10 protein-coding genes and 1 tRNA gene are annotated in these 11,330 nt (G+C 57.8%); 7 read left to right on the plus strand and 4 right to left on the minus strand.

The window, feature by feature from the left end; genetic code table 11:
* Nucleotides 1-54: 54 nt before the first annotated feature.
* On the minus strand, nt 55-1,185 hold the full coding sequence (locus A15D_RS16580; RefSeq protein ID WP_102792836.1) for a methyltransferase: 1,131 nt from the start codon (nt 1,183-1,185) through the stop codon (nt 55-57).
* Nucleotides 1,186-1,327: 142 nt separating this feature from the next.
* Between A15D_RS16580 and A15D_RS16585 the strand changes: the two genes are divergently transcribed.
* Nucleotides 1,328-1,404, plus strand: a tRNA-Pro gene (locus tag A15D_RS16585).
* A 79-nt stretch (nt 1,405-1,483) separates the two neighbouring features.
* On the opposite strand, the gene A15D_RS16590 is transcribed toward A15D_RS16585, so the two are convergent.
* Both A15D_RS16590 and thpR read right to left on the minus strand, forming a co-directional pair.
* Nucleotides 1,484-2,113 carry a YbhB/YbcL family Raf kinase inhibitor-like protein gene (locus A15D_RS16590; RefSeq protein WP_102792837.1) on the minus strand — a complete coding sequence of 210 codons (630 nt, stop codon included), beginning with the start codon at nt 2,111-2,113 and terminating at the stop codon, nt 1,484-1,486.
* Between the two features lie 65 nt (nt 2,114-2,178).
* Nucleotides 2,179-2,691 carry an RNA 2',3'-cyclic phosphodiesterase gene (thpR, locus tag A15D_RS16595; protein WP_102792838.1) on the minus strand — a complete coding sequence of 171 codons (513 nt, stop codon included), beginning with the start codon at nt 2,689-2,691 and terminating at the stop codon, nt 2,179-2,181.
* 144 nt (nt 2,692-2,835) lie between these two features.
* Between thpR and rimO the strand changes: the two genes are divergently transcribed.
* The 3 genes from rimO (at nt 2,836) to A15D_RS16610 (ending at nt 6,097) form a co-directional block, all read left to right on the plus strand.
* Nucleotides 2,836-4,179 carry a 30S ribosomal protein S12 methylthiotransferase RimO gene (rimO, locus tag A15D_RS16600; RefSeq protein ID WP_022986540.1) on the plus strand — a complete coding sequence of 448 codons (1,344 nt, stop codon included), beginning with the start codon at nt 2,836-2,838 and terminating at the stop codon, nt 4,177-4,179.
* On the plus strand, nt 4,176-5,033 hold the full coding sequence (locus tag A15D_RS16605; RefSeq protein ID WP_102792839.1) for a DMT family transporter: 858 nt from the start codon (nt 4,176-4,178) through the stop codon (nt 5,031-5,033). Before rimO ends, A15D_RS16605 begins: the two co-directional genes overlap by 4 nt.
* Nucleotides 5,034-5,137: 104 nt before the next feature.
* Nucleotides 5,138-6,097 carry an alpha/beta fold hydrolase gene (locus A15D_RS16610; RefSeq protein WP_102792840.1) on the plus strand — a complete coding sequence of 320 codons (960 nt, stop codon included), beginning with the start codon at nt 5,138-5,140 and terminating at the stop codon, nt 6,095-6,097.
* A gap of 34 nt (nt 6,098-6,131) precedes the next feature.
* Here the strand turns inward: A15D_RS16610 and A15D_RS16615 are convergent, their stop codons facing one another.
* Nucleotides 6,132-7,373 carry an AarF/ABC1/UbiB kinase family protein gene (locus tag A15D_RS16615; protein WP_102792841.1) on the minus strand — a complete coding sequence of 414 codons (1,242 nt, stop codon included), beginning with the start codon at nt 7,371-7,373 and terminating at the stop codon, nt 6,132-6,134.
* Nucleotides 7,374-7,478: 105 nt separating this feature from the next.
* On the opposite strand from A15D_RS16615, the gene A15D_RS16620 reads away from it, so the two are divergent.
* The 3 genes from A15D_RS16620 to A15D_RS16630 are packed head-to-tail and all read left to right on the plus strand — an operon-like array spanning nt 7,479 to nt 11,198.
* The gene (locus tag A15D_RS16620; RefSeq protein WP_102792842.1) at nt 7,479-8,114 is read left to right on the plus strand and encodes a methyltransferase; all 636 of its coding nucleotides are present in this window, start codon (nt 7,479-7,481) and stop codon (nt 8,112-8,114) included.
* Nucleotides 8,115-8,167: 53 nt separating this feature from the next.
* Nucleotides 8,168-10,534 carry an endopeptidase La gene (lon, locus tag A15D_RS16625; protein ID WP_102792843.1) on the plus strand — a complete coding sequence of 789 codons (2,367 nt, stop codon included), beginning with the start codon at nt 8,168-8,170 and terminating at the stop codon, nt 10,532-10,534.
* Nucleotides 10,509-11,198, plus strand: a complete 690-nt coding sequence (locus A15D_RS16630; RefSeq protein ID WP_102792844.1) for a pseudouridine synthase — start codon at nt 10,509-10,511, stop codon at nt 11,196-11,198. Before lon ends, A15D_RS16630 begins: the two co-directional genes overlap by 26 nt.
* The last annotated feature ends 132 nt before the right edge of the window (nt 11,199-11,330 follow it).

Genomic DNA, 11,330 nt, shown 5'->3' on the forward strand with positions numbered 1-11,330 from the left:
CACGCAAGGAGTTATTCAGAGGCTCCCTACTAGCACGAACCAGTCCATGGCGCGTCAGGAGTGGCCAGGTCGCCCTCGTGGCAACCGGCAACCCCACACCACAAACTTTCGATTGCTGCCGGCTACCTCGACCGATTCAAACAACCGCTGCAACACGGTGTGATACCCCAGATGCCGGTTTCCGATCACCCGTAACTCGCCATCAGGTGCCAGCGACTCGCTGGCCTGCCGAAACAACCGGCGTGCCACATGATCCCCGACCACATGGCCTTCATGGAAAGGCGGGTTCAGCAAGATCAGGTCAAACGGGCCTCCGGCGCCTTTCAACCCATCGCCCAGATGAAACCGGGCGTTTGCGTTCGGGCTGTGGCGGTCTACATTCTCCCGGGCGCTCTGCAAGGCCAGCCAGGACTCGTCACAAAACGTCACCCGGCAACCGGGCGAAGCGGCCAGCATGGCGAGCCCCATGACGCCATTTCCACAACCCAGGTCTGCCACACGCGTGTCTGGCGTCACATTATTTGGCAGATGGTCCAGAAAGCAGCGCGCGCCGATATCCAGCTGGGACTGTGAGAACACCCCCGCATGAACAACCAAGGGGCCGAATGGAGAATCAATGGTAGAAGGATAGTCCGCCTGTGCCAGGGATTGCCCCGGTGTTCGGGCACTGAACAAGCGCGCTTTTTTCCAACCGTACTCGGCGCGGCCATTCCCCAGGAACCTCTCCAGCAGCGGAACCAGCTGGCGTGGCAAATGCTTGTCCATTCCCGCAAGCCAGACAGGTACATCGCCCGGCGTATTCTGCGCGATCCAGTCCAGCTGGGATTCCAGCAGGGCCACGGATTTGGGGACTTTCAGCACTATTTGATCCGGGGTGACATCAAGTGCCTGTTGTGGCCAGCACCATTGGGGAGGGGCAAGGCCATTGGTCTGTGCGTTGATGGCCATCCCCTTCCACGCCAGCCAGGAATCACCACAGGACAGCGCCTCGCCATGCTGGCTTGCAGCCAGCGCCAGCGCTCCCCAACTGTCATTGAGACACAGCGTCGCTGTCCCTTCGCCCCGATCCGCCAGAGTCTTCAGCAGATACTGGTCAGCGTTGTCCCAGGCCTGCAATGCGTCCTGCCGTTTTAGCGGCCAGCGCTGCAAGGTTAGCGTGCCCCAAGGATGCTCAAATTCCGTCATTGCGTCTCTTCACCTGCCAGTCTGGCGTGGCATTCTGCCTGTGTGATTCCGGGTTGGCCATAATCTGTTCAAACGACCCCCACCGGGGGATTTAGGTATGGCAATTTCAGAATTCGCTGCTAGAATGCGCCAGCACCAGATCCGGAATATAGCTCAGCCTGGTAGAGCACTACGTTCGGGACGTAGGGGTCGCAGGTTCGAATCCTGCTATTCCGACCAATTCCAGCCCTTCCCCGGGGGCTGACGAAAAAGGCCGCTTTCCGCGGCCTTTTTTCTTTCCTGATTCCCCAACAGCCGTCTACTTGGCCAGTCGCGGATTCAGGGTGTAACTCACGGTGATGCTGGCCGAATCCAGCGCATTCGCCTTGATCAGCCCGACCAGCGCGGCACCGCTGAGATCCCCTTCTGTCGGCAATTGCTCCACGTCCAGTGCGTACACGGTGAAGACATAGCGGTGCACGATGCTGTCATTCCACGGCGGACAGGGCCCATCGTAACCAAAGTACTCCCCTTCCATATCCGCATCACCGGCAAACCAGCCGGTATAGTCGTTCTTGCCGTGGCGCAGGCCCTGCGGCGCAGTGGGGCCGTTCTTGCCATGGGCGGTCACTTCGCTCGAATGCTCGCCTTCAAGGATTTCACTCTGACCGGCAGGAATGTCGAACAGGGTCCAGTGATAAAAATCCACCCGCGGCAAATCTGCCGGGACTTCCCTGTCTTCCTGATTCACATCGTCACCGGCACTGGGGCAATCCGGGTCATGGCAAACCACGGCAAATGAGCGGGTCTGTGACGGCGCGTCTTTCCAGGCCAGATGGGGATTGATGTTGCTGGAAAGGGCCACGTGGGTATCTGCATCCTTGACCGCAAAGGCGTACTTCTCACCAATGGGGGCCTGATCGGTCAGGCTGTTGCTGAGTAACTGCATGGTGAAACTCCTGTTCACTGTCGTGTGAGGTCGTCCGTTGAAGCATGCGGGTCCTGATGGGGATTTCAACCACCGGTAAGCGCAAAACGCTGCAACGGATGGTAACTCGGCGGCCTTCCGTGACGGCTGTCACTTTCATAGAGCCACAACTGATCCGCATCCAGAATCCACTGCCCCGTGCGCCTCTGCAATGGCTCTCCAGGTTTGGCCAGGGTTACATGGGGGCGAAACCGCCGCTCCTCCGCCGTGAAGCCGTCGACTGCGCTGAGCAACTGTTGAATGTCGTCATGGAGCGATGCCAGAGCCGTTTGGGTGGTTTGCGTCAGCGCCAGATAGGGTCCCTCTGGCTCAGGGAAGGGCTCACAGGCCGTCAAGGCAATCGTAAAGGGAGCATGACGGGCAGCCAGTCCAGACACGCCAGGGACCAGACGTTCGACGGAACCCGGTGAGCACTCTCCCAAAAAGGCCAACGTCAGATGCAGGTTTCGCCGCGGCGACGCCTGAGGCAGTCCCAGTGACAACGCCACACATTCATGGGCCAGCGGGCCCGAGACCGGAATGCCGAGAAAACAGCGCATACAATCTCCCTCTGATGGCTCACCTTATACCGGAATCGCCCATGGCTTAAGGGCTGCGACAACGGTAGAATTGCGCGCCCACCCACTCTGACACTCAGCCAGCCGTTTGTGCCCGACAGGCGGCAGCCAATCTCGAGGTGAACTATGTCCGGTAAAGCCCCCGGCAAAGTCGGTTTTATCAGCCTGGGTTGCCCCAAGGCCCTGGTGGACTCCGAACGCATTTTGACCCAGCTCCGCACCGAAGGCTACGAAGTCACGCCGACTTACGATGATGCCGACGTGGTCGTGGTGAATACCTGTGGGTTTATTGACGATGCCAAGGCGGAATCCCTGGACACCATTGGTGAAGCCCTTCACGAGAACGGCAAGGTGATTGTGACCGGCTGCATGGGGGTGGAAGAAGAGACCATTCGCAAGGTACACCCCTCGGTGTTATCCGTGTCTGGGCCCCAGCAGTACGAACAGGTGGTCAACGCGGTTCATCAGGTGGTACCACCGCTGCAGAACCATGATCCCTTTCTGGATCTGGTCCCCCCACAAGGGATCAAACTGACCCCGCGTCATTATGCTTATCTGAAGATTTCCGAAGGCTGTAATCATAAATGCAGCTTCTGCATCATCCCGAGCATGCGTGGCAAACTGGACTCACGCCCGGTGGGCGACGTTCTGGATGAAGCTGAAAGGCTGGTCAAAGCGGGGGTACAGGAACTGCTGGTGATCAGTCAGGACACCAGCGCCTATGGTGTCGACCGCAAATACCAAACCGGCTTCTGGCAGGGCATGCCGGTGAAAACCCGGATGCTGGAGCTCTGTCAGGCCCTGGGACAACTGGGGGCCTGGGTTCGGCTTCATTATGTCTATCCCTACCCTCACGTGGACGACATCATCCCGATGATGGCTGAGGGTCATATCCTTCCCTATCTGGATATTCCGTTCCAGCACGCCAGCCCGACGGTACTGAAGGCGATGAAACGCCCTGCTCATGCCGAAAATACCCTTGAGCGGATCCGTCGCTGGCGTGAAATCTGCCCCGACATTACCCTGCGCAGCACCTTTATTACTGGTTTCCCCGGCGAAACCGATGATGATTTTGAGCTGCTGCTCGACTGGCTTGAGGAAGCACAGCTGGATCGCGTCGGCTGCTTCACCTACTCCCCAGTGGAAGGCGCCCCGGCGAACGCACTGGCCAACCCGGTAGACCCGGAACTGGCCGAAGAGCGCCGCGAACGTTTCATGAATGTGCAGGCCCGCATCAGCGCCGACAAGCTGCAGAAAAAGATCGGCAGCGTTCAGGAAGTGTTGATTGATGAGGTAGATGACGAAGGCGCCATTGCCCGCTCCCGCGCCGATGCACCGGAGATCGATGGCCTGGTCTATCTCAATGGCATCACCGACGTGCAGCCCGGCCAGCGCCTCAAGGTCACCATCGAGCATGCAGATGAACATGATCTGTGGGGCACCCCGCTCGACGGACACACCGCCGGGTGAATGACCAACCCCTGAAGGGCGCCCTGCTGCTGGTACTGGGGGAAGGCTTGCTGGCCATCATGGCGGCAATGATCAAACTGCTCTCGGATCACCTGGATACCGAAGTGATTGTGTTCGCGCGCAATCTCTTCGGCCTGCTCTTCCTTCTGCCCATCATCATGCAGCGTGGCGGTTTTCGACAACTGCGTACCACCAATATTCATCTGCATCTGATACGTGCCTTCACGGGCGTGACCGCCATGTTCTGCTTCTTTTACACCATCGGGCATATTGCCCTGGCAGAAGCGGTGCTGGTGAAAATGACCGTGCCCTTCTTCCTTCCCGTGGTGGGATGGCTATGGCTACGCGAACAGATCGGCCTGCGTACCTGGGTTGCTATTCTGGTGGGCTTTGTCGGCGTTGCCGTCATCATGCGGGCAGATTCGGGTGAGATTGATCCCGTAATGTGGGTTGCTCTGGCCGGGGCCGCGATTATGAGTATCGCCAAGGTCAGCATCCGCCGCATGGCCGTATCCGAACCTCCGCAACGGGTGGTGTTCTACTTTGCCCTGTTTGCGACCGGGTTCTCCGCGCTCCCCCTCGCCTGGACCAGTACCGTGCCCGTCGGGACCGATTACCTGTGGCTTATCGGCATTGGTCTGGTGGCAACCGGTGGCCAGTTTGCCATGACAACGGCCTATCAGATCGCCAGCCCCGGCCAGGTCGGGGTCTACAACTATTCTTCCGTCATTTGGGCGGCCCTGCTCGGCTGGATGTTCTGGGGGGAAACCCTGGTAATTACGACACTGTTGGGCACACTGCTGATCGTTGCCGCCGGGGTTTGGAACCTGAAGGCACCCCGCCGACAAGGCTGATTTCCGCTTGCACAGAGAGCACTTTTGGCCCCCGTGGCGGTGTGCAGGCCCCGGTCCTGGCACTCTATAATGGCTAACCCACTTACGGATCGAGTAGCCCAATAATGCCCCTACGACTTGCCGCCTTTACCCATGGCCTTGCCGCACTATTGCTTGCCTCCCTGCTTTCAGCCTGTGATAACTCTGCCCAATGGGCCTATGAGAACGGACTGGAATTCGAAATTTCACGAGCAGGACTTCAGGAAAAAACGATCACCACAGAAGACGGCATTCAGTGGCACCTGCTGGTCAGTGAGTCTGCTGCCGATGCCACCCCCGTACTGCTGATTCACGGTTTTGGTGCCGATGCCAGCAACTGGGTGCGTTTTGCCGGCAACCTGGAAGAGGAGTTCTATTTTGTCGTGCCTGATCTCCCCGGCCATGGTGATACCACCCGCGATCTGGGGCTGGACTACACCATGGAAGCCCAGGCCAAGCGGCTACTGACGCTGATGAACGCCCTGCAGCTAGACCAGTTCCATGTGGCCGGCAATTCCATGGGCGGAGCCATTACGCTGGAGATGGCACGACAGGCCCCGCGACGGGTAATGACCATGGGGCTGGTGGATTCTGCCGGTCTGACACGCCAAACCCCTGAGTTCAAAGCCCTGTTGCAAGGCAGTAACAGCAACCCGTTGATCCCCCACAGCCGGGATGAGTTCCAGACGACCCTGGAATGGGCCATGGAGGATCCGCCCTACATGCCGGAGTTCTTCGTGGATGTCATGGGGCAACGCAAGGCGGATAACGCTACCGTAGCGGAAGATATCTTTCGCCAGTTAGGCACGGATCCGGGCATGAATCTGGAAAACACTGATGTACTGGCAACACTGGATGAGCCCACTCTCGTCATGTGGGGAAAGGAAGACAGGCTGTTAGGGGTCGATAATGTGCCGGTGTTTCTTGAGCGTCTTCCCCAAGCACGATCAGTCATCCTGGATGGGATTGGCCATCTGCCGATGACAGAAGCCCCCGCCAAAAGCGCGGATGCCTTCCGGACATTCTGGAACGAAAATCGGCACTAGAGAAAAGAAGACAAGCATCACGGCCACCGGAAGCTCAACCGTTTGAACGACGCAGCTCCGGTGGCCGCCAATCGAACGGCACGTTATAGGTCATGAGAAAACCACCCAGGGTGATCAATACGCGCGAGATACCAATGTACGAATCCGGGATGCTGATTCTCTCTTCACGAAAACGCTCCATCAGATCCCCCATGGCCCCAACAGGTCCCTGCTGATTCAACTTGTCGGTCAGCACGTACATGGCCAGTTCGCGCAACGTATCCGGACTGCCACCACGAAAACCCGCCTGGTAGAACAACTCGCCAATGTCGACCTGCCCTTCAAATCCCATCAGGCCGAACAACAATCGTGAATAGCGGCGCACTTCATCTGGGTTCAGCACACCAATGGCACCGAAATCCAGAATCACCACCTGCCCCTGATCATTCACCAGAAAATTGCCCGGGTGCGGATCGGCTTGGTACACGCCAAACCGGGTCACCTGTTGCAGGTAGCTGCTGAGCAGCACACCAAGCAGATCCGCTGCCTCTTCGGGGTGCTGATCAAGATGCTGGCGAAGACGGTTACCCCCTTCCCAGCTGCTCACCAATATCCGTTCACAACAGAGAGGCTTTACCAACTCGGGAATCCGAATACGCTCGGGATGGGGCTGACGGGAAAAGCGCAAGGTATTAGCTGCTTCGTTACGGAAGTCCAGTTCGGTTGCCGTCATGGCCAGCAACTGCTCAATGGCCTGACGAAGATCGAACTCACGAAACCGGGGAGCGGCAATGGCGGCGAGCGCCTGAAACACCTTGGCATCCTGCTCAAACAAGCGTTTTACCGCCGGCAAGCGGACTTTTACCGCAACCTCCTGCCCATCCTTCAGCTTGGCTCGATGTACCTGGGCGATAGACGCCACGGCGATCGGCGTTTCCTCAAACCACAGAAAGGTATCGCGCCAGTCCTTGCCCCAGGATTTAGTGAGCACCCTGGCAATACGGCTGAACTCCACCGGCTGGGCGTCACTCTGCAGTTGCTGAAACGCATGAATATACTCAAGCGGCAGCACGTCGGGGCGGCAGCTGAAAAACTGCGCCGCTTTGACCCAGAATCCACCGTTTGCCCGGCAAAGCTGGGTGGCAATATCAGCCGCCTGATGATGTCGCTCTGACAATGAACGCCCACGACCGCGGGCATAGACCGCACCAATACGCGCAAGCGACGCCAAACCACGCAAATAACGCGTCCTGCCGGAAGCCAGACCAGCCAGCCCAGTGACACTTTCCCTAATCATGTTTCATCGCTCGAGTACCCATTCCCCCATTATGCCTGACATTGCAGGGCTTGAATCCCGCGAGCCTTGACCTTAGTGTTTCAATCTTTTAATTGGCGGTCGATTATGTCAGTACCCGTTATACGCGCAGGCGAGCCTCACACCATTCGCACCCGGGGCATTACCCTGCTGCGTTCCGGTCACAAGGAAATCCGCCGCCTCAAACGCGCCAACCATACCCCCTCCATTCACGGTAACAAGGTATGGAATTCCAGCTTTCTGATCATGGATCACCTCACCCGCAACAAACTGGGCGCGGACGATCACCTGCTGGATATTGGCTGCGGCTGGGGGCCACTGTCGATCTTTACCGCCAAGCGGTTTGGCTGCCGGGTCACCGCCGTAGATGCCGATGCAGACGTTTTCCCCTATCTTGATCTGCATGCGCAGATCAACAAGGTGGATATCACCACCGAGCAGCTACGCTTTGAAAAGCTCACTACCGCCCGCCTTAAAGACGTTACGGTCATGGCCGGAGCCGATATTTGCTTCTGGGATGAGCTAACCCCTGTGCTCTACAACCTGATCCGCCGCGCGCTCAGAGCCGGTGTAAAACAGATTATCATCGCGGATCCCGGGCGCTCGCCATTTTATGCCCTGGCAGAGAAATGCGACCAGGGAGGGCTGAATTCCCGCGTCGTCGAGCGCAGGAGCAAGACCCCAAAGAATCTCTGTGCCGATTTGCTGATTATCGACAATTGAAATTCCGCCACCCGGCACCATGTTATTTCCACGTTCAATGGAAGTGACACACCATGACTGACGATATTCAAGACACCGATACCTCGCAGGGCAGCCTTGCCCTGCCCGACCAGTTGCGCCCGCAACGCATCTATCTTATCCCTGTACGCCACAGGCCCTTTATGCCCGGGTTGGTGCAACCTGTAATGCTGGACAAGCAAATCTGGGAGCAGACCCTCGAGCGCGTTAGCCAGACCCCCCACCAATCGCTGGGCCTGGTCTACGTGGGCGACAAAGACCCTGACACCGTCGAGCTGGAGGATTTCCCGGAGTACGGCTGCCTGGTGAAAGTTCACGCCCTGAACGAAGAAAATGATCAGTTCCAGCTCGTCGCCCAGGGCGCATCCCGCTTTCGTATTCAGGGTTGGCTGAACCGCAAGCGTCCCTATATGGCAGAAGTCAGTTACCCAGAGCCACGTACAGACGCTGATGAAACCGTGCGTGCCTATGGCATGGCCATCATCAACACCATCAAGGAGCTGCTGCCGCTCAACCCACTGTATAACGAAGGGCTGCGTCACTACCTGCAAAACTTTTCGCCTTCTGAACCCTCCCCGCTGACCGATTTTGCGGCAGCGTTGACCAGTGCTTCAGGCAAAGAGCTGCAAAGCATACTCGAAACCGTTCCGCTCAAGCCTCGCATGGAAAAGGTCCTGACGCTGGTGAAAAAGGAACTGGAGGTCGCCCGACTACAAAACCAGATTTCCGAAGAAGTGAACGAGAAGGTCAGTCGCCACCAGCGCGAATTCTTCCTTCGCGAACAACTCAAGATCATTCAGCGCGAACTCGGCCTGAGCAAAGATGACAAGACCGCCGAAGCGGATGAATTCCGTGAACGGATGAAGGCCCTGTCTCCCACCGATGCGGTCAGAAAACGCTTTGAAGACGAGCTACAAAAGCTGTCTGTACTGGAAACCGGCTCCCCTGAATACGGCGTAACACGTAATTATCTGGACTGGCTTACCAGTGTTCCCTGGGGGCAATACAGCCACGACAATCTTGATCTCAGCCATGCCCGCGAAGTGCTCACCCGGCACCATAGCGGCTTGCAGGACGTGAAAGACCGCATTGTGGAATTTCTTGCGGTTGGGGCACTACGTGGTGAGGTCAAAGGCTCCATTATCCTGCTTGTCGGCCCCCCTGGGGTCGGCAAGACCAGTATTGGCAAGTCCATTGCCGAAGCGCTGGATCGCAAATTCTACCGCTTCAGCCTTGGCGGAATGCGCGACGAAGCCGAAATCAAGGGGCACCGCCGCACCTATATCGGTGCCATGCCCGGCAAACTGGTTCAGGCCCTGAAAGAAACCGGCACGGCAAACCCCGTGATCATGCTCGATGAAATCGACAAGCTTGGGCAATCGTTTCAGGGCGACCCGGCCTCGGCCCTGCTGGAAGTACTGGACCCCGAGCAAAATCAGGATTTCCTGGACCATTACCTTGATGAACGGCTCGACCTCAGCCATTCGCTGTTTATCTGTACCGCCAATACCCTCGACAGCATTCCTGGCCCCTTGCTCGACCGCATGGAAGTGATTCGCCTCTCCGGCTATATCACCGAAGAGAAAGTGGATATCGCCCGGCAGCACCTGTGGCCACGAGCCCTGGAGCGTGCCGGCGTAAAACCCGGCCAGCTCAAGATCAGTGACAGTGCCCTGCGGCAGGTTATTGAAGGGTATGCGCGGGAAGCCGGGGTACGAAACCTCGAAAAGCAACTGAACAAGATTATCCGCAAGTCGGCCGTCAAACTGCTGGCTGGCGAGAAGAAGCTCAGCATCAGTGGCAAGAATTTGTCTGAGTTTCTGGGACAGCCCTACTTCCAGACAGAAAAAACCCAGCGAGGCGTTGGCGTTGTCACCGGCCTCGCCTGGACCAGTATGGGTGGTGCCACCCTCTCTGTAGAAGCCAGTCTGGTCCACAGCAAGCAACGTGGTTTCAAACTGACCGGGCAACTCGGTGACGTAATGAAAGAATCCGCGGAAATTGCCTACAGTTACGTGGCAAGCCACCTGCAGGACTACGGGCTGGCGGAAGACTGTCTCGACAATGCCTTTATCCACCTGCATGTGCCGGAGGGCGCAACGCCAAAGGACGGCCCCAGCGCAGGGGTCACCATGGCCAGCGCCATTCTGTCCTTGCTGCGCAACAAGCGGCTGCCGCGCAAGGTCGCCATGACGGGAGAGCTGACACTCACCGGCCAGGTGCTGGCCGTTGGCGGGATCCGAGAGAAAGTCATTGCCGCCCGGCGGGTAAATATTCGTGAAGTGATTCTTCCCGATGCCTGCCGGCGTGATTTCGACGAGTTGCCGGATTATCTGAAAGACGGCCTGACCGTGCACTTTGCCAGCCAGTATAGCGATGTCTTCCAACAACTCTGGGGCTGATACTGCCCCCTACTACATTGTGCCCACCTGTCACGAGCGGGTGGGCATCCTGTATCAGGATCCGGACATTCTGCTGATCAACAAGCCTGCCTACTTGCTCAGCGTTCCCGGGCGCGCCCCCGAGAACAAGGACTGCGCCATTACCCGTCTCAGCCTGATTTACCCGGACATACGTCTGGTGCATCGTCTGGATCTGGATACCTCGGGCCTTATGGTCTTTGCATTGAGTCAGCGAGGGCAAAGCCAGCTAAGCCGTTTATTTCAGCTGCGAACAGTCAAGAAGCGGTATCAGGCGGTGGTACAGGGTTTGGTCGAGAAGGACGCCGGCAGCATTGAGCTCCCCCTGATTGCGGACTGGCCCAATCGTCCGTTGCAGAAAGTCTGTCATGACACCGGCAAACACGCCCTGACCCACTATCAGGTGATGGAGCGTGACGAACGACATAACCGCACCCGCCTGGCCCTGAGCCCCGTCACCGGGCGCAGCCACCAGTTACGCATCCACTGTCGGGAACTGGGCCACCCCATCATTGGCTGTGATATGTACGCCCCTCCCGAAGTCGAAGCCCTAAGCCCCCGCCTTCTGCTGCACGCCGAATGGCTAGGCTTCAACCACCCCGTCACCGGCCTGTGGAGCGAATTCACCTCCCCCTGCCCGTTCTAGGTCGTGTAGTCGCTTAAGGTTTTTACGACCCAAGTCTCGCAACCCGAGGCTCTTGCATCTATACCTCGCCAGGGCCCGGAATGACCATGCTTTTGAATTTGGGTTTTAGCTATTCACTATTCACTGTTAACT

Source organism: Alcanivorax sp. MD8A, assembly GCF_002888555.1.
Taxonomy (GTDB): Bacteria; Pseudomonadota; Gammaproteobacteria; order Pseudomonadales; family Alcanivoracaceae; genus Alcanivorax.

Excerpts from the sequence above, each read along its gene's own strand:
- A15D_RS16610 (WP_102792840.1), top strand. The coding sequence starts at position 5,138 with ATGCCCCTACGACTTGCCGCCTTTACCCATGGCCTTGCCGCACTATTG.
- lon (WP_102792843.1), top strand. The coding sequence starts at position 8,168 with ATGACTGACGATATTCAAGACACCGATACCTCGCAGGGCAGCCTTGCC.
- A15D_RS16630 (WP_102792844.1), top strand. The coding sequence starts at position 10,509 with ATGTCTTCCAACAACTCTGGGGCTGATACTGCCCCCTACTACATTGTG.
- A15D_RS16580 (WP_102792836.1), bottom strand. The coding sequence starts at position 1,185 with ATGACGGAATTTGAGCATCCTTGGGGCACGCTAACCTTGCAGCGCTGG.
- A15D_RS16590 (WP_102792837.1), bottom strand. The coding sequence starts at position 2,113 with ATGCAGTTACTCAGCAACAGCCTGACCGATCAGGCCCCCATTGGTGAG.
- A15D_RS16615 (WP_102792841.1), bottom strand. The coding sequence starts at position 7,373 with ATGATTAGGGAAAGTGTCACTGGGCTGGCTGGTCTGGCTTCCGGCAGG.
- rimO (WP_022986540.1), top strand. The coding sequence starts at position 2,836 with ATGTCCGGTAAAGCCCCCGGCAAAGTCGGTTTTATCAGCCTGGGTTGC.
- A15D_RS16620 (WP_102792842.1), top strand. The coding sequence starts at position 7,479 with ATGTCAGTACCCGTTATACGCGCAGGCGAGCCTCACACCATTCGCACC.
- thpR (WP_102792838.1), bottom strand. The coding sequence starts at position 2,691 with ATGCGCTGTTTTCTCGGCATTCCGGTCTCGGGCCCGCTGGCCCATGAA.